This window comes from Dactylosporangium sp. CA-152071, assembly GCF_050936335.1.
GTDB lineage: Bacteria > Actinomycetota > Actinomycetes > Mycobacteriales > Micromonosporaceae > Dactylosporangium > Dactylosporangium maewongense.
This window is the reverse complement of record NZ_JBNJMZ010000002.1, coordinates 2142857-2160020: the sequence shown is the minus strand read 5'-3', so window position 1 is coordinate 2160020 and position 17164 is coordinate 2142857. Positions and strand designations below refer to the sequence as shown.

Sequence of the window (17164 nt, the reverse complement as noted above, 5' to 3'; positions counted from 1 at the left end):
CCGCGCCGCCTGCCTCACGCCCGTTCCGGCACCGCAGTCCTGGCGCGGCGGGCCCGGTTGCGGCCCGCGGCCTTCGCCTCGTACAGGGCGTCGTCGGCGGACTTGGGCAGCCGGTCGAGCGGGTGGCCGGGGCCGCGGGCGAGCGCGATGCCGGCGCTGGCCCCCACGCGGAGGTCGCGGCCGTCGAACGGGACCGGCTCGGCGGCGCGGGCGACCAGGCGGGCGGCGATCTCGTCCGCCTGTGCCGGCGAGTTCAGGGCGGCCAGCACGACGCCGAACGCCCGCTCGGCAGCGCACCCCCGCGACCTGAGCAGAATCGTCAGGCGACGGTCAGGGTCCGGACCACCACATGTACATCCCCAGGTCCGGGCGGGTGACCTCGCGGGCGAGGTCGCGCAGGCCGAGGACGGTGTCGTCGAGCTCGCCCGGCTCCCAGTCGCCGATCCACTCCTCGCACCTGGACCAGACGGCCGCGACGGCGGGGATGCGGTCGTCGGCCAGCCCGGCGAGGGCCCGCACGAACCCGTCGGCGATCCGCAGGACGCCATGTCCGTAGCCGTCGGCCGCCCCGACGATCTCGCCCGCGGCGTCGTAGCGGTCCAGGTCCAGCGGCACGCGGTCACCCTCGGCGGGGACGCCCTCGATGATGGCCCACAGGCTGCTGCCGAGGACCGCCGGCTCGACCCACTTCATCTCCAGCGTCGGCAGGTCGGGCTCGCCCGCCGGGCCGTGCTCCACGACGGCCGCCGCGCGCCCGGCGGTGGCCACGAAGTAGTCGGTCATGATCCCCATGCCGGGAAGCTACTGCACGGCGACGGTCAGGGTGACGGGGAGTTCGCCGCCGCCGCTGAGCTGGGCGGCGAGGGTGCGGGCGTCGGACTCGGTGAAGTTGCCGGTGACCTGGACGTCGCCGGGGATGACGCCGGCGATCTGCGGGGCGGAGACGACGGTGTTGTCCAGGACGATGGCGAGGCGCTCCTGGGCGTCGAAGAGCTGCTTCGACAGGTTGGTGAACTTGGCCTGCGCGTCGGGGCGGAGCGACGCGACCACCACCCACATGCCCTGCTCGGAGCGGGCGGCGTCGGCCGAGGCGATGTCGGCGCCGGTGATGGTGGCCGGGTCCAGCAGCAGCTTGGTGGGGCCCTCGCAGGCGACGACGGGCTCGCCGGCGACGTCTGCGGGGCGGGCCGAGAGCTGCTCGCAGCGGATCTCGGGGATGAGCAGCCGCATCCGGGCCGGGAGGGTCGCGACGTCCGCCGGCGGCAGGGAGGCGAAGGCCGCCCGTACCGAGGCAGGCAGCGCCTGCGCCTCCTGCTCGGTGGTGACCGAGGACGCCGCGGTGTAGGCGTCGCCGAGGGCCGCGGCGACCGGTGGGGTCGACGTCGGCGCGGGGAGGGAGGAGGTGGCGGCGCCGGAGCCGTCGGCGGCCGCGGCGACCCGCCGGAGATGCAGCCGGCCCGGCGCGGTCAGCGCCTTCAGCTGCGCGGCCGTGGCGCCGCGGGCGGTCAGGACGAGCTTGCGGTCGCCGTCGCGGGTCACCGACGGGTCGCGCAGCTTGGCGGCCTTCATCCGGGCCAGGAGCATCGCCCGGGTCACCTCGAGGTCGCCGTCCCCGGTGGCGGTCGCGGTCACGCTCACGGGAGCCCCGCCGCCGACCTTGGCCAGCACCAGCACGATCCCCGTGACGGCGAGGGCGACGGCCGCCACCACCGCCGCGACCAGCACGAGCACCTGCCGACCCCGCAACGCCATGCCGACACTCTAGAGCGTCGATCAAGCGATGGTCCTCCATCGGTGGTTGTCGCGGATGTACGCGTCGTGCCGGCCCGACTCGAACCGGTCGCCGGACCAGCGCCGTGCCGTGACGGTCAGCCGGTCGCCGGTGGCCTCGATCAGGTTGAAGCTGTTCGGTTCGCCCTTGAGGCGGTCGGAGAACGCGGTGCCGGATTGCGCGACGACGAGGCCGTCGACGAGGCCGCTGTACGCGAGGTGCACGTGCCCGCCAAGCAGCAGGTCCGCCCGCCCCCGCAGGTGCCGCAGCGCGGAGCCGGACCGTCCGACCAGGCCGCGGGCGCGCCCGGCGGCGGTCAGCAGGAACGGGTGGTGCGCGACGAGCACCCGCAGGTCGCCGCCGGGCGCCCCGTCGAACGCGGCGGCGACGGCCGCGATCTGCCGGGCGTCGAGCCGCCCGCGTGACCAGTCGTGGTGCGGCCCCCACCGGCGCGCGGTGGTGACCCCGACCGCGGTGACGCCGTCGCCGGCCCAGGTGACCAGGCCGTCCGGGTCGGTGCCGAGGTGGCGGCGCCACGACCGCCACGGCCGGGCGAACCGCGTCCACACCCGCCAGCCGGGCAGGTCGTGGTTGCCGGGGACGACGACCGCCGGGGCGGGCAGCTCGTCGAGGAACGCGCGGACCGCCCGGAACTCCGCGTCGCTCGCCGTCTGGGTCAGGTCGCCGCACACCGCGACCAGCGCCGGCGCGGCGGCGCGCAGCTCGGCCAGCACGGCCTGCGCCATGGCCGGGACGTGCCGGCCGAAGTGCAGGTCGGAGATCTGCGCGATCGTCGTCACGGCCGGTCCCTCGGGGCGAGCACGGCGAGCGCGCGCCGCCGGAGCTCGTAGTGCAGCGGCACCGTCAGCTGGGCGATCTCGCCGTCGCTCATGACGCTCATCATCGCCAGCGCCGGCGTCCTCACGCGCACGGTTTCGCCGATGTACGTGTGGACCCCGGGATCCCGCTGCCAGGTGCCCCGCACGAGCTTGCCGGCGACCCGCAGGAGGTCCCAGCCGGTCCGGTCCTCGGTCACGTAGACGGCGAGCGTGCCGGCGTCGAGCCGGTGCCGGCCCGGCATCGGGGCCGGTCCGGCGTCGAGAGGGTTGCAGGAGACCACGACGGCCCTGGTGCGCGCCTCGTATACGCGCCCGTCGACGTCGATCGTCAGCCGCAGCCGGGGGTACCGCCGCAGCAGCCGCCAACCGCGCCCGAGCAGCCGCACGCGGGCGGCGCCGCGCCGCCCGCGCGCGTGCTCCCGGAGCCGCCCGAGGTGCGGCATCATCGCCAGCGTCGAGCTGCACAGGAACGGCACGCCGTTCACCGTCGCCACGTCGATCCGGCGGACCGGCGCCGCCAGGAGCGCCCCGATCGCGCGGTCCAGGTCCTCCGGCACGCCGAGGTCGCGGGCGAGCACGTTCATCGTGCCGGCCGGCAGCACCCCGAGCGGGACCTCGCCGCCCAGCATGCGCTCGGCGACCGCCCGGACGGTGCCGTCCCCTCCGGCGACGAACACCGCGTCGGGCTCGCCCTTCAGCAGCTTCTCGACGTCGGCGGCGAGGGTCTCCGGGGCGAACGCGCGCACCTGCGCCGTCACGCCCGACTCGCCGAAGCGCCGGACGAGCCGCTCCTCCGGCGGGTCGCCGCCCAGGAACGCCCCGGACCGGCCGTTGTACACCACCGCGACGCGCTCCACGGGCGGATCGTACGAACCTTGCCGGGCCGGCCGCTGTCGCGCGGGTGGCCGTTGGCTTTCGTGAATATTGATAAGGACTGTTGACAGTTTGCGTGCGGAATTGTTTGCTGATGTCGAATCCGTCGGCCCTTCCACCGCCATGGGGAGCCCAACGTGACATCGATGCCACACGCGTCCCGCCGGGACGTCCTCCGGCTCGCCGCACTCGCCGGGCTGGCCGGCGCGGCCGGGGTCACCCTGGACGCCGAGGCGGCCGAGGCGTTGGCGGCGTCCACGTTCAGCCCGATCCGGCCGCCGGCGACGCCCCTGGCGGTCCGGTCGCCGTACCTGTCGACGTGGCTGCGCGCCGACACGCTGCCCGGCAACTGGCCCACGTTCTGGGCCGGCGCCGCGACCGCGATGACCGGCATCGTGCGGGTCGACGGCCAGCCGTTCGTGTTCATGGGCTCGCCGAGCGGCGGCTGGCCCCTCGCCACGCAGACCGCGCTCGTCGTCACCGCGACCCGCTCCACGTTCACGATCACCGCCGGCGCGGTCCGCCTCGAGGTCGAGTTCCTGTCGCCGGTCGACCCCGCGAACCTGCGCCGCCAGTCGGTGCCGATGAGCTACCTGAGCGTCACCGCGACCGCCACCGACGGCGGCAGCCACGCCGTCAGCGTCTACCTCGACATCTCCGGCGAGTGGGCGCACGGCGACCGGACGAAGCAGATCGGCTGGAGCACCGCCGTCGTCGGCGACCAGCGGGTCCACACCTGCGCACCGACCAGTCCGACGGTCCTCGGCGAGGTCGGCGACCAGGCGTCCTGGGGCACCGTCGTCTTCTCCACCGACGAGGTCGCCGGGCTCACCTGGCAGACCGGCGCCGACGCGACCGTCCGCGCCCGCGGCGCCGCCAACGCCACCCTGCTCAATACGGCCGACACCAACCAGCCGCGGGCCATCGACAACGCGTGGCCGGTCCTCGCGTTCAGCCGGGACCTCGGCCAGGTCGGCGCCGCCGGCAGCCCCGCGGTCGTCTGCGTCATCGGGCACGTGCGTACGCCGGCCGTGTCCTACCTGGGCGCCAATCTCGACCCGTACTGGCGGACCCAGTGGGCGACCTGGCAGGACATGCTGCGCTGGTTCCGCGCCGACCGCGACGCGGCCCGGGCCGGCGCCGCCGCGACCGACGCCGCCGTCACCGCGGCCGCGCAGCAGGCGGGCGGCACCCAGTACGCGGCGCTGTGCTCGCTCGTGCTGCGGCAGGCGTTCGGCGGCACCGAACTCGTCAGCCGCGGCGGCGCGCCGTGGGCCACGCTGAAGGAGATCTCGTCCAACGGCGACTTCAGCACCGTCGACGTCATGTACCCGGCGTTCCCCGCGTACCTCGCGCTGAGCCCCCGCTACCTGGAGCTGCTGCTCGCGCCGCTGTTCGACTACACCGAGCTGCGGGGGTTCGACAAGCCGCACGCGCCGCACGACCTCGGCGTCTACCCCAACGCGTTCGGCCGGATCGGCACCGACGAGGAGGACATGCCGGTCGAGGAGTCCGCGAACATGCTCATCATGGTCGCCGCGCTCATCGCCCGGATGCCCGCCGCGAAGGCCACCGCCTACGCCACCGCGCACCTGGCGAAGCTGCGGCAGTGGGCCGACTACCTCGTCGCGAACCTGCCCGACCCCGGCAACCAGAACCAGACCGACGACTTCACCGGCTTCATCGCCCACAGCGTCAACCTCGCGCTGAAAGGCATCGTCGGCATCGCCGCGATGGACTCGATCGCCCGCGCCGCCGGCGTCACCACCACCACCTACGCCGCCACCGCGAAGGTCTACATCGGACAGTGGGCGACGATGGCGCAGAACGGCGGCCGCGCCCACCTGAAGCTCACCTACGACGGCGCCGACACCACGTGGAGCCTGAAGTACAACGGGTTCGCCGACCGGCTGCTCGGCACCAACCTGGTCCCGCCGGCGATCGCCGCGGAGGAGGCCGCCTGGTACCTGTCGCAGCAGCACGCCTACGGGGTGCCGCTCGACCCGCGGCACGGGTACACGAAGGTCGACTGGGAGCTGTGGACCGCCGGCTTCCTCGCCGCGCAGCCGGCCGCCCGCGACGCGCTCATCGCCAAGGCGTACCTGTACGCCAACACCACCACGTCGCGGGTGCCGTGCTCCGACTGGCACGACACCGACTCCGGCAACCAGCAGGGTTTCGCGGCGCGACCCGTCATGGGCGGCGCCCTGGCGCTGATGTCGCTGCGGTCCGTGCCGAACGGCCTCACCGGCGCGTGGCCCTTCACCACCGGGCCGTCGGACGCCAGCGGCAACGGCAACGACCTCGGCGCGGGCGGCACCGTCAGCGGCGGCGCGCTGAACCTGACCGGCTCGGCGGCTCCGATCACCGCGCGGCAGGTGGTGCGCACCGACACGAGCTTCACCGTGATGGCCCGGGCCAACCCCGGCAGCCTGGCGGGCTTCCGCACTGTCGTCAGCCAGGACGGCACCCGCCTGTCCGGCTTCTACCTGCAGTACTCCGCCGCCGACAACGCGTGGGCCTTCGCCATGCTCGCCGCGGACACCGCCGGCGCCGCCGCGACCCGCGCGGTGTCGCCGTTCCCGCCGCAGGCCGGCGGCTGGACCCACCTCGTCGGGGTCCGCGACGCCGCCGCCGGGCAGCTGCGCCTCCACGTCAACGGCGTCCTCGTCGCGACCGCCTCGAAATCCTCGGCGTGGGCCTCGGGCGGGGCCTTCGCGATCGGCCGCGGCAGGTGGAACGGTGCCGCCGCCGACTTCCTTCCCGGCCAGGTCGACCGGGTCAGGGTCTGGAACCGGGCCCTGACGACCACCGATGTCAGAGTGCTGAGGTGACCTCATGCGACGCGTCCTGGTATCCCTGCTGCTGCTCGGGTTCATCGTGCTGCCCGGGCCGGCCGCGCACGCCGCGGCCGCGATCTGCGCGCTCTACTGCGACACCCGCGACCCGTCCCTCGCCCGGCAGGAGACGTTCCCCGTCCCGACGGTCGTGATCAACGGCCGCCGCCTCGTGCTGCACGTGTCCGATGTGGACGGCATGGCGTGGGGCAGCATCGACGCCGGCGTCGTCGGCGACTCGGTGTGGCTCGACCGGTCCTTCGACGGCGGCGCCACCTGGGACGGGCTGCTCGGCAAGGCGTCGATCCCGGGCACCTGGACCGGCACCCGCACCCTCATGTACAACGTGGGCGACCCGTCGCACCACCGGCGGGGCGTGATCCGGGCGTGCGGCGACGCCGGCGGGGTCACCTGCACCGGCTGGAGCCACCTGCCGCTGTGCGCACCGACGTGCGACGGGGCCTCCGGCGGTACCGACGCCGAAACCGTCAGGACGACCAGCCTCAACGGCCGGACGTTCGGGCTGCACCTGGACGCGGCCGGGATGGCGTGGGGCACCATGTCGGGCGCGCAGGCCGGCGACGAGGTGTGGCTGGACCGCTCCTGGGACGCCGGCGCGTCCTGGCCCGGCGGCTCGCTGCTCGGCCGCACCACGGCGGCGCGCACCGCCAGGTTCAACACCGCCGATCCCGTGTCGCTGCTGTACGGCGGCGCGATCCGGGCCTGCGGGCGGGCCGGCTCTGTCACCTGCACCGCGTGGGCGCGCCCGTCCTCGAACCGTCCCTCGGCGATGGCCGACGCGCTGATGCACTCCTACGACCCGAGCACCGCGTGGTGGCCGTCGAGCTGGTGGAACTCCGCCGTCGCGCTGCGCACCGTCATCGACTACACCCGCCGCACCGGCGACAACCGGTACCTGTGGACGGTGCGCCGGACGTTCGACGTGAACCGGGTCGCGTTCCCGGCCGGCGCCCGCTCCTCCGACCCGATCGACGGGCACTTCATCAGCCGCTCCATCGACGACAGCGCCTGGTGGGGCCTGACCTGGGTCGCCGCCTACGACCTCACCGGCGACCGCGCCTACCTCGACGAGGCGGTCACCATCGCCGCCTACGTCCACGGCTTCTGGGACACGTCCACCTGCGGCGGCGGCGTGTGGTGGGACCGGGAGCGCACCTACAAGAACGCGGTCACGATCGGCCTGTACGTGCGGCTCACCGCGGCCCTGCACAACCGCCTCGCCGGCGACACCACCTGGCTGCAGCGCGCCGTCACGTCGTGGAACTGGTTCACCGCCAGCGGCATGATCAACGCCTCCGGGCTGGTCAACGACGGGCTCACCACCGGCTGCGCCAACAACGGGCAGACGGTGTGGAGCTACAACCAGGGCCTCGCGATCGGCGCCGCCATGGAGCTCTACCGCGCCACCGGCACCGCCGCCTACCAGGACCGCGCCCGCCAGCTCGGCACGGCGGCGCTCGCCTCGCCGCTGGTCCGCTCGGGCGTGCTCACCGAGGCGTGCGACGTCGCACCGTCCACCTGCGACGACAACGGCAAGCAGTTCAAGGGGATCTTCATGGGGTACCTGGCGGAGGCGGGCACCCAGTTCCAGTCGTTCCGCACCACGCAGGCGAACACCGTGTGGAACGGCCGCGACTCCCTGAACCGGGTCAGCTCCCGCTGGGCCGCCTCCTCGTCCGCCCCCGCGGACTGGCGCACCCAGGCCAGCGCCCTGTCCGCCGTCCTGTCCAGCTAGCGGTAGTTTGTTGCCTGCGGCTTCTGGGCAGTAATAGCCGTGAAGTGTTCGGACTTTTGTAGGTTTGCTGAGGTGTGAGCGATGACTGTGCGTCGTCGGTGTCCACCGGCGCCGGGTTCGTTGGAGGGCTACGCTGCCCGCTTCGATGATCTGTTCGGCAGGCTGGCCCAGCGTCGGGGGTTTCGTGAGTACCTGACCGGGCTGCTCGCGCCGCGTGACCGGAACAAGACGTTGACCTGTCTGGCCGGGGCTGAGCCGGTCATCGGGGCTCAGCATCCGGCGGTACAACGGCTGCAGTTCTTCCTGTCGGAGTCCACCTGGGACCATGAGCAGGTCAACGCCCGGCGGGTGGAGTTGCTGCTGGCTGATCCCGCCACCGCGCCGCATGCCGGTGGGGTGCTGGTCGTCGACGATTCCGGTGACCGCAAGGACGGTACCGCCACCGCGCATGTGGGCAACCAGTGGCTGGGCCGCTATGGCAAGACCGACCGCGGGATCGTCACCGTGACCACCCTGTGGGCCGACGAGCGGCTGTACTACCCGCTGCATGCGGTGCCCTACACCCCCGCGCACCACTTCCCGAAAGGCAAGCACGACCCAGACTTCCGCACCAAGCTGCAGATCGCTGCCGACCTGGCCGTGCAAGCCCGTCAGTCGGGCGTGGTCTTCCGCGCGGTGGCCGCCGACTGTGCCTACGGCGACCAGGACGGCTTCCGGGCCGACCTCCGCGCGGCGGGACTGCCATTCGTCATGGCCCTCAAACCGCACCGGGGGACATGGGCCTACGCAGACCAGGCGTACACCCCCGTCGACGCTGCCCGCGACCTGGCCTGGAACAGTCCCGAAGAGCCGGGCGACTGGACGCCGGCGCCCCGGACGTTCCGCGACGGGCATACCCAGACGTGGTGGGCCGCCGAGGCGCGGCTGGGCTGGTGGGGGCCGGACGGGACGACCCGGCTGGTCGTGGCCACCGCCGACCCGGCCACCCTGCCGGAGAAGGCCACCTGGTATCTGGCCACCGATCTGCCTCGACTCGGCGGCCCCCGGGCTGTCGACAGCCCTCATCCACCCGCGGACCTGGCGGAGATCGTGTGGATCTATGGGATCCGGCACTGGATCGAGCAGGGCTACAAGCAGGTCAAGGACGAACTCGGGTGGGCCGATTTCCAAGCCCGTTCCGACACCGCCATCCGTCGCCATCAGACCCTGGTCAACTGCGCGTTTTGCTTCTGCTGGGATGCCTGGTTAGCAGATCGAGCACCGTCACAGCCAGCAGCACCACCCCCTGATCCCGGTGCTCGAGAGAGGGGACCCGCACCCGGCAGGCCGTCGGCAGCCCTGTGCTGGCCCCGAACCATCCGGGAGGTCCGCGGCTGGCTCGTTCCCTGGATCATGTTGCGGCGCTGTTGGCGGGCGTGGTCGAACAGGCCCCCACCCGCCGAGCTCCAGGCACTCCTCGACGCCGTCGCAAGTGGACAACCCCTGTACCTGTACCACCTGAGCTAACAAACTACCGCTAGTGGTTTGTCGGTGAGATAGCGCGGTAGTACTGCGTATGCCAGTGAGGACGGCTCCGGCGTTGCCGGTCACCGGTGAGCAGCGGGCCGAGTTGGGTCGGATGGCCAGGTCGGCGGTGCTTGCTCATCGCAAGGTGGTCCAGGCCGAAGCGTTGCTGTGGGCGGCGGATGGGATCGCGAATGAGGAGATCGCCCGTCGTTGTGGGGTCGACTCGGACACGGTGCGGCGGTGGCGTGCCCGGTTTCTGCAGACGGGTCCGCAGGGGGTCGGTGTCATCGCGAAGGGACGCGGTCGTAAGCCGTCCCTGCCGGCGGGCACGGTCGCGGAGGTGGTGCGGTTGACCCTGCACGAAGCCCCCGCAGGCGGGTCGACGCATTGGACGACGCGGTCCCTCGCGCGGCGGGTCGGGATCGGTAAGGACGCGGTGGCCCGGATCTGGGCTGACCACAACCTCAAACCGTGGAAGGTCGAAACGTTCAAGGTCAGCAACGATCCACGATTTGAGGAGAAGCTGGTCGACGTGGTGGGTGTCTACCTCAACCCGCCGGCGCGGGCGGTCGTGTTCAGCTTCGACGAGAAGCCCCAGTGCCAGGCCCTGGACCGCACCCAGCCCGGTCTGCCGCTCAAGCCGGGCCGGGCGGGCACGATGACCCACGACTACAAGCGCAACGGCACCGTCGACCTGTTCGCCGCGCTGAACATCGCCACCGGTGAGGTCCTCACCCACTGCCGGCAGGCTCACGCCGCAAGCGACGTGTTGCGGTTCTTTCAGCAGCTCGACGCCACGGTGCCACGGGGACTGGCCGTGCACGTCGTGCTGGACAACCTGTCAGCACACAGCGCGCCGGAGGTGACCAGGTGGCTGTCCCACCGCGACCGCAGACGCTGGCACCTGCACTTCATTCCCACATCCAGTTCCTGGCTGAATCTGGTCGAGCGCTGGTTCAAGGAACTGACCGACAAACGGCTACGCCGTGGACGGTTCACCAGCGTGGCAGATCTCACCGAGGCCATCACCGCCTGGGCCACCGCCTGGAACGACGACCCCAAGCCCTTCATCTGGAAAGCCACCGCAGAAGACATCATCGCCAAGGTCCAACGCGGACGCGACACCCTCCACCAGATCAAAACACAGACGGACCACTAGCGGTAGTTTGTTGCCTGCGGCTTCTGGGCAGTAATAGCCGTGAAGTGTTCGGACTTTTGTAGGTTTGCTGAGGTGTGAGCGATGACTGTGCGTCGTCGGTGTCCACCGGCGCCGGGTTCGTTGGAGGGCTACGCTGCCCGCTTCGATGATCTGTTCGGCAGGCTGGCCCAGCGTCGGGGGTTTCGTGAGTACCTGACCGGGCTGCTCGCGCCGCGTGACCGGAACAAGACGTTGACCTGTCTGGCCGGGGCTGAGCCGGTCATCGGGGCTCAGCATCCGGCGGTACAACGGCTGCAGTTCTTCCTGTCGGAGTCCACCTGGGACCATGAGCAGGTCAACGCCCGGCGGGTGGAGTTGCTGCTGGCTGATCCCGCCACCGCGCCGCATGCCGGTGGGGTGCTGGTCGTCGACGATTCCGGTGACCGCAAGGACGGTACCGCCACCGCGCATGTGGGCAACCAGTGGCTGGGCCGCTATGGCAAGACCGACCGCGGGATCGTCACCGTGACCACCCTGTGGGCCGACGAGCGGCTGTACTACCCGCTGCATGCGGTGCCCTACACCCCCGCGCACCACTTCCCGAACTTCCGCACCAAGCTGCAGATCGCTGCCGACCTGGCCGTGCAAGCCCGTCAGTCGGGCGTGGTCTTCCGCGCGGTGGCCGCCGACTGTGCCTACGGCGACCAGGACGGCTTCCGGGCCGACCTCCGCGCGGCGGGACTGCCATTCGTCATGGCCCTCAAACCGCACCGGGGGACATGGGCCTACGCAGACCAGGCGTACACCCCCGTCGACGCTGCCCGCGACCTGGCCTGGAACAGTCCCGAAGAGCCGGGCGACTGGACGCCGGCGCCCCGGACGTTCCGCGACGGGCATACCCAGACGTGGTGGGCCGCCGAGGCGCGGCTGGGCTGGTGGGGGCCGGACGGGACGACCCGGCTGGTCGTGGCCACCGCCGACCCGGCCACCCTGCCGGAGAAGGCCACCTGGTATCTGGCCACCGATCTGCCTCGACTCGGCGGCCCCCGGGCTGTCGACAGCCCTCATCCACCCGCGGACCTGGCGGAGATCGTGTGGATCTATGGGATCCGGCACTGGATCGAGCAGGGCTACAAGCAGGTCAAGGACGAACTCGGGTGGGCCGATTTCCAAGCCCGTTCCGACACCGCCATCCGTCGCCATCAGACCCTGGTCAACTGCGCGTTTTGCTTCTGCTGGGATGCCTGGTTAGCAGATCGAGCACCGTCACAGCCAGCAGCACCACCCCCTGATCCCGGTGCTCGAGAGAGGGGACCCGCACCCGGCAGGCCGTCGGCAGCCCTGTGCTGGCCCCGAACCATCCGGGAGGTCCGCGGCTGGCTCGTTCCCTGGATCATGTTGCGGCGCTGTTGGCGGGCGTGGTCGAACAGGCCCCCACCCGCCGAGCTCCAGGCACTCCTCGACGCCGTCGCAAGTGGACAACCCCTGTACCTGTACCACCTGAGCTAACAAACTACCGCTAGCGGACCCCGACTGGAGGATCGCACGGCCGACCGATCGTGCGGTGGGGCCGCCATGGTGGTAGAGAGGAGTTGCGTCGATCGCCGGCCGTGGAGGGGCTTCCGGAAGTGTCTGATGAAGACGAGCTGTCCGCCGTGGTCGGCGACCCGGACGTGGTCCGGTCGGTGTACGAGGAGCTGCCGGTGGTGTCGTACGCCACCGAAGGCCGGACCACCGGGTCGTGGCGACGAACGCCACGTTCCGGGCCTACACGGGGCGTGGTCGCCTGATCGGGATGCCGCTGCGGGAGGCGTTCCCGGAGTCGATGGGCCAGCAGATCCTGCCGATCTTCGATCAGGTGCTGGCCTCGGGGCAGCCGGTGCATCTCCGCGGCTTCCGGGCGCAGCTGACGTGGCAGGACACCGGGGAACAGATCGAGGTGTACACGGACCTGCGGTGGCATCCCCGGCACGGACCGGACGGTGCGGTCGTCGGCGTGATCGTCGACCTGGTCGCCGCCACCTCGGACGTCGCGGCCGCGATGTCCGCGCTGGACACCGCCGCCGCCGGCATCCGCGGGGCGCGAGCCGCCACGGTGTGCGTGATGGTGATCGACCCCGGCATCGGAACGCTGCGGTACGTCACCGCCGGCCACCCGCCGCCGCTGGTGGTGTCCACCTCGGGCACGGCCCGGTACCTGCCGGCCACCGGTGCGGGGCCGATCGGCGTCGTCATGCAGGTCGCCGACGGGGGCCGCTGGCGCGAGCCTGCCCCGTCCGCCGACCGCGGGCTCGGCCTGCAGATGACCTCCCAGCTGGTCGACAGCCTGCGCATCGCGCACGACGAGCAGGGCACCACCGCCACCGTGTCGCACCAGGTGAGCCGGCCGGCCCGGCTGCTGACCGCCGGCGACCTCGCCTGGGCGTCCGCCCGGCCGCCCGCCCGCACCGAGTTCCTGCTGGTCCTGGAGCAGCCGTCGGCACCGGGCCCGCGCATCCGCGTCGACGGCCCGGTCGACGCCGCCACCGTCGCCGAGTTCGACCGCGCGATCCGCAACGTCGGATCCACCGGCACCCGGTCGCTGACCGTCGACCTGACCGGCGTCACCCACCTGGCCAGCGCCGGCGTCGCCGCGCTGCACCGGCTGACGGCCCTGCACCGCGACAACGACACCAGTCTGCGGCTCTACGCGCCCGTGGGGGCTCCCGCGGAAACGATCATGTCGCTGGTCGCCCTCGACCATGACACCCTCGACCCAGAGGCCGACTGAGGAACCGCACCGTGACCGGCTCCACCCAGCACGTCAGAACGGTGAAACCATGGAACCTGACCGTGCCCGGGCCGTCGTCACACCGGTCATCACCCCCGAGGCCCTCATCCTGCGGATCGTCGGCGACGTCGACGCCGACACCAGTTGGGCCGTGCACGCCGAGTGCTGGGCGGCGGTGGTGTCCATGCCGCCGCCCAGCCTCGTCATCGTCGACCTGCTCGCGGTCGAGTTCCTCAGCGCCGCCGCGGTCCGGCTGCTCCTGCAGTTCGCCGACGCCTGCGGCGCCAAGGGGCTGCGGCTGTGCCTCATCGTCACCCCTGGCACCCTGCAGCTGCGGATCCTCATGCTGGCGGGCCTGCACCAGCGCGTCCCCATCTTCCCCGCCGTCAACGACGCGTTCGGCGCCGACGGGGCTTGACCTGAAGCCCGGTTGAGGTCGGATGGTGTCCGGCATGGACACAGCGATCGCAGCGATCCGGGACGTCGTCGGCAGGGTGCAGGACGCGCAGCGGCGGGAGGCGGTCGACGACTTCGTCGCGCTGTTCCGCCACGACGCGGTCTGGACCACTGGGCACGGGAAGCGGCTGACCGGCCGGGACGAGATCGGCGAGTTCACAAGGAAGGTGCTGCCCGGCGCGATGCGCGGCACGACCGTCACGTATGAGCTGGTCGACGTCCTGTTCATCCGGCCCGACGTGGCCGCCGCGCGGGTCCGCCAGACGACGGCGTCGCCGGACGGCACCGCCGAGGGCAGCCCCGTCTACGTGATGGCCCTCGAGGACGGCCGCTGGCTGCTGACCGCCTGCCAGAACACCCCGGTCGTCAGCTGAGGTCCCTGAGGTCCCTGAGGTCCGCCGCGTGGTCGCGGGCCCACTCCGCGAACGTGCGGGCCGCCCGCCCGGTCACCGGCGTCGCCGTCGGCAGCTCCACCGGGACCGGCGCAGTGGCCTCGACGGTGGCCTCGACGTCGGCGGAGGGCACGTTGCCGGAGTAGTCCTCGAACCCGAGCAGGAAGTCCGCGTTGGCCGCCGCGAAACCGCCCTGCGCGCGGTACAGCTCCCGGGCCCGCCCGGCGGTCACCACCTCGAGCCGCACCGGCCGGCCGGTCGCCGCGGCGATCGCGTCGACCTGCTCCCGGCGGGTGATCACCGCGGGGCCGTTCACGTCGTACGCCCTGCCGTGGTGCCCGTCCTCCAGCAACGCCACGGCAGCGACGTCGGCGATGTCGGCCTCGTGGACCGGGCACCATGCGGCGTCGGGGAACGGCTCGCGGACGACGCCCTCGGCGCGGATCGACGGTCCCCACAGCCACAGCTTGTTGAGCATGAACTCGCCGGGGCGCACGTGCGTCCACCGCAGGCCGGAGCCCTCGACGGCCCGCTCGACCGGCAGGTGGAAGTCGGTGTCGTATCCGCCGGTGACGGCGCCCGAGGACAGGGTGACGATCCGCTCGACGCCGGCCCGCGCCGCCAGCTCCACCACGTCGCGGGCGGTGCGGGCGACCGGGAACAGGTACATCCGCGAGACCCCGCGGAGCGCGCCTGTGAGTGACGCCGGGTCATCGAGGTCGCCGCCGAGCACCTCGACACCATCGGGGAACCGTGCCGTGCCGGGCGAGCGGGTGAGGGCGCGGACCCGCGCTCCCTGTGCGGCGAGCCGCCGCACCACGAGCCTGCCCACGTTGCCGGTCGCGCCGGTCACCAGGATCGTCATGCCACCGATCCTAGGCGCGGCGCAGGTCGGTGGCGGTGGCTCGGCGGCGGACGGCGGCGGGCGCGATCGCGGCCAGGACGCCCAGCAGCGCGGCCGCGACCCACAGCGCCGGGGCCGTGGCGCCCAGGACGTCCGATGTGGACAGTGACAGCGTCCCGGTCCAGGCGGCGAGCACGACGCCGGCGCAGGCGCCGGCCAGGGCCAGGGCGACGATGAGCGGGACCGCGGCGGCCAGGAACTCCGCCGCGGCGACCGTGCGCCACGGCGCGCCGACGACGAGGAGACGGGCGTTGCGCCGGCGGTGCTGCAGGAACCGTTCGATGGCGCCGACCCCGAACGCGGCCCCGGCGAGGAGCGCGGCGACGGCGAGGGTCACCGACGGCAGGACCAGCCCGGCGGAGCGGTCGAAGCCGTGCGCCGACTCCAGCGGCCCACCGAGCGGGACGGGCCGCAGGTCGCCGGGCCGCTGCAGATAGGTCGCCGGGAGGTGCGCGGCGAGGTATGCGGCGAACGCCTCGGCGTCGGCCGGATCGGTGGAGAGGGCGACGACGGTTTGCCGGCCGTCGTCGGACGACCCCGCCACGCGGTCGACGCCGGGTGCTTCCGTCAGCCCGGCCGTCGGGCCGAAGACGATGTAGGTCGCCAGCGGGGTGCCGTTGCGCGGGCTCGGGCCGGTCCATTCGGCGTGGCCGGCCGCGGCGGCGAGACCGACGACCGAGAGGAACAACGCCACGGCGACCGACGCGACGTGCCGCGGCGCGTGGGACGGCGTGTGGTCCAGGCGCCGGCCGGCCAGGCGCGCCGGCACCGGGCCCACGGTGGCGAGGCGGCGGCCGAGCCAGGCGGTGAGCACGGGCACCGCCGCCGGAAGGCCCGCGGCGCACAGCAGGACGCCGCCGCCGAAGAGAGCCGCCTGCGCGGCGAAGGGCAACCCCGGCACCAGTACCGACGCCGCCGACGCCACACCGAGCACCGGGGTGAGCAGCCGGCGCGCGGTCGGGCGCGGCGCTGGAGTGTCGCGGGGCAGCGGGAGCCCGCCGGAGTAGTCGTCGATGTGGACGGCGAGCAGCGTCAGCCCGGCCACCACCGCGGCGATCATCGCGGGTGGGGTGCGCACGTCGGTGGCGAACCAGTGGAACCGGCCCAGGTGCCAGCCGCCCGACAGCGGCCGCAGCAGGAGCAGGAACACGCCGGTGCCCAGCAGCGCGCCGAGCGCGGAGACGACGCCGGTCTCGGCCGCCGCGACCAGCTCCACCTGGCGGCGGCTGGCGCCCAGGCGGTGCAGCGTGTCGGACCGGCGGCTCGGCACGCCAGGGGCCACCCCGGAACAGGCGGCGAGCAGCGCGCCGAGCGGGAACAGCAGGAACACGGTGAGCACGGTGGTGACGATCCACTCGCCCACGTAGTACTTCGCCCACGGGACGGGCGGCTCGCCGCGGGGGCCGAAGCCGATGATGACGGGCGCGTCGGCGAGCGCCGCGGGGTCGACGCCGACCCAGGCGCGCAGCTCGTCGGGGGCGACGAGGCCGGCCGGGCCGATCGTGCCGACGATCCGCTGCGGGAAGCGGGCGCGGGCCCGGGGGTCGGTGCGGATGAGCTCGGCGAGCGCGGGCGAGACGACGGCCTGGTCGGGCAGCGGGACCTTCGCCAGCCCCGGTGGCACCTGCGGATCCCGGGATCCGATTGCCGCGACCGCGAACCGGACGAGCTCCCGCCCGCCGATGCTGTCCTGGATCATGGTGAAGCGCGTCCCGCCGTCCTTGTCGCCCGGGCCCACGACGATGTCGCGTGCGGTCTCGCGGTGGTCCTGCGCCTCGATCACGCCGGGGACGGCGAGCGCGCCGAGCAGCAGCACGGCGCCGATCGCGGTGCCGGACGCCATCAGCGCCATCCGGGCCCACGCCCGGCGCCCGCCGGCGAAGGTGAGCCGGATCCCGAGGCGCAGCCAGGGTGCCATGTCA

The 17164-nt window shown here is 72.9% G+C and carries 15 protein-coding genes and 1 pseudogene; 9 read left to right on the top strand and 7 right to left on the bottom strand.

The genetic code is table 11. The annotated features are described in order from the left end of the window. Positions 1-14 precede the first annotated feature (14 nt). The 5 genes from ACQEVZ_RS49620 to ACQEVZ_RS49600 form a co-directional block, all read right to left on the bottom strand. Positions 15-269, bottom strand: coding sequence for a diguanylate cyclase domain-containing protein (locus tag ACQEVZ_RS49620; protein WP_433381926.1), 255 nt, complete (start codon positions 267-269; stop codon positions 15-17). A gap of 61 nt (positions 270-330) precedes the next feature. After that, complete coding sequence (locus ACQEVZ_RS49615; protein ID WP_433381923.1) at positions 331-792, bottom strand: hypothetical protein; 462 nt, start codon at positions 790-792, stop codon at positions 331-333. Positions 793-801: 9 nt separating this feature from the next. Then, positions 802-1752, bottom strand: coding sequence for a SecDF P1 head subdomain-containing protein (locus ACQEVZ_RS49610; protein WP_433381920.1), 951 nt, complete (start codon positions 1750-1752; stop codon positions 802-804). A gap of 21 nt (positions 1753-1773) precedes the next feature. Beyond that, positions 1774-2571, bottom strand: coding sequence for a metallophosphoesterase family protein (locus ACQEVZ_RS49605; protein ID WP_433381918.1), 798 nt, complete (start codon positions 2569-2571; stop codon positions 1774-1776). Beyond that, the gene (locus tag ACQEVZ_RS49600; RefSeq protein WP_433381915.1) at positions 2568-3467 is read right to left on the bottom strand and encodes a diacylglycerol/lipid kinase family protein; all 900 of its coding nucleotides are present in this window, start codon (positions 3465-3467) and stop codon (positions 2568-2570) included. Before ACQEVZ_RS49600 ends, ACQEVZ_RS49605 begins: the two co-directional genes overlap by 4 nt. Positions 3468-3629: 162 nt before the next feature. On the opposite strand from ACQEVZ_RS49600, the gene ACQEVZ_RS49595 reads away from it, so the two are divergent. The 9 genes and pseudogenes from ACQEVZ_RS49595 (at position 3630) to ACQEVZ_RS49555 (ending at position 14320) form a co-directional block, all read left to right on the top strand. Further along, positions 3630-6317, top strand: coding sequence for a glutaminase domain-containing protein (locus tag ACQEVZ_RS49595; protein ID WP_433386129.1), 2688 nt, complete (start codon positions 3630-3632; stop codon positions 6315-6317). Positions 6318-6321: 4 nt separating this feature from the next. After that, positions 6322-8076, top strand: a complete 1755-nt coding sequence (locus tag ACQEVZ_RS49590) for a glycoside hydrolase family 76 protein (protein WP_433381912.1) — start codon at positions 6322-6324, stop codon at positions 8074-8076. A gap of 81 nt (positions 8077-8157) precedes the next feature. Beyond that, positions 8158-9582 (top strand): IS701 family transposase, encoded by a 1425-nt coding sequence (locus ACQEVZ_RS49585; RefSeq protein WP_433376502.1) that lies wholly within the window; start codon positions 8158-8160, stop codon positions 9580-9582. Between the two features lie 43 nt (positions 9583-9625). After that, entirely contained in the window at positions 9626-10741 is a 1116-nt protein-coding gene (locus ACQEVZ_RS49580) for an IS630 family transposase (RefSeq protein ID WP_433386127.1), read from the top strand. An 81-nt stretch (positions 10742-10822) separates the two neighbouring features. Next, positions 10823-12229 carry an IS701 family transposase gene (locus tag ACQEVZ_RS49575; protein WP_433381909.1) on the top strand — a complete coding sequence of 469 codons (1407 nt, stop codon included), beginning with the start codon at positions 10823-10825 and terminating at the stop codon, positions 12227-12229. Positions 12230-12458: 229 nt separating this feature from the next. Then, positions 12459-12947: pseudogene (locus tag ACQEVZ_RS49570) on the top strand (SpoIIE family protein phosphatase); the annotation flags it as partial. 6 nt (positions 12948-12953) lie between these two features. Next, positions 12954-13490, top strand: a complete 537-nt coding sequence (locus tag ACQEVZ_RS49565) for an STAS domain-containing protein (RefSeq protein ID WP_433386125.1) — start codon at positions 12954-12956, stop codon at positions 13488-13490. A 49-nt stretch (positions 13491-13539) separates the two neighbouring features. Further along, entirely contained in the window at positions 13540-13908 is a 369-nt protein-coding gene (locus tag ACQEVZ_RS49560) for an STAS domain-containing protein (protein WP_433381906.1), read from the top strand. A 34-nt stretch (positions 13909-13942) separates the two neighbouring features. Beyond that, a complete protein-coding gene (locus tag ACQEVZ_RS49555; protein ID WP_433381903.1) occupies positions 13943-14320 on the top strand; it encodes an SgcJ/EcaC family oxidoreductase in 378 nt (125 codons plus the stop codon). Here ACQEVZ_RS49555 and ACQEVZ_RS49550 read toward each other — a convergent pair. Continuing rightward, positions 14313-15203 (bottom strand): SDR family oxidoreductase, encoded by an 891-nt coding sequence (locus tag ACQEVZ_RS49550; RefSeq protein ID WP_433381900.1) that lies wholly within the window; start codon positions 15201-15203, stop codon positions 14313-14315. The genes ACQEVZ_RS49555 and ACQEVZ_RS49550 overlap by 8 nt on opposite strands. Before the next feature lie 10 nt (positions 15204-15213). After that, entirely contained in the window at positions 15214-17160 is a 1947-nt protein-coding gene (locus ACQEVZ_RS49545) for a hypothetical protein (protein ID WP_433381897.1), read from the bottom strand. Positions 17161-17164 lie beyond the last annotated feature (4 nt).

Excerpts from the sequence above, each read along its gene's own strand:
- ACQEVZ_RS49585 (WP_433376502.1), top strand. The coding sequence starts at position 8,158 with ATGACTGTGCGTCGTCGGTGTCCACCGGCGCCGGGTTCGTTGGAGGGC.
- ACQEVZ_RS49575 (WP_433381909.1), top strand. The coding sequence starts at position 10,823 with ATGACTGTGCGTCGTCGGTGTCCACCGGCGCCGGGTTCGTTGGAGGGC.
- ACQEVZ_RS49565 (WP_433386125.1), top strand. The coding sequence starts at position 12,954 with ATGCAGGTCGCCGACGGGGGCCGCTGGCGCGAGCCTGCCCCGTCCGCC.
- ACQEVZ_RS49545 (WP_433381897.1), bottom strand. The coding sequence starts at position 17,160 with ATGGCACCCTGGCTGCGCCTCGGGATCCGGCTCACCTTCGCCGGCGGG.
- ACQEVZ_RS49610 (WP_433381920.1), bottom strand. The coding sequence starts at position 1,752 with ATGGCGTTGCGGGGTCGGCAGGTGCTCGTGCTGGTCGCGGCGGTGGTG.
- ACQEVZ_RS49595 (WP_433386129.1), top strand. The coding sequence starts at position 3,630 with ATGCCACACGCGTCCCGCCGGGACGTCCTCCGGCTCGCCGCACTCGCC.
- ACQEVZ_RS49615 (WP_433381923.1), bottom strand. The coding sequence starts at position 792 with ATGGGGATCATGACCGACTACTTCGTGGCCACCGCCGGGCGCGCGGCG.
- ACQEVZ_RS49555 (WP_433381903.1), top strand. The coding sequence starts at position 13,943 with ATGGACACAGCGATCGCAGCGATCCGGGACGTCGTCGGCAGGGTGCAG.
- ACQEVZ_RS49590 (WP_433381912.1), top strand. The coding sequence starts at position 6,322 with ATGCGACGCGTCCTGGTATCCCTGCTGCTGCTCGGGTTCATCGTGCTG.
- ACQEVZ_RS49560 (WP_433381906.1), top strand. The coding sequence starts at position 13,540 with ATGGAACCTGACCGTGCCCGGGCCGTCGTCACACCGGTCATCACCCCC.
- ACQEVZ_RS49550 (WP_433381900.1), bottom strand. The coding sequence starts at position 15,203 with ATGACGATCCTGGTGACCGGCGCGACCGGCAACGTGGGCAGGCTCGTG.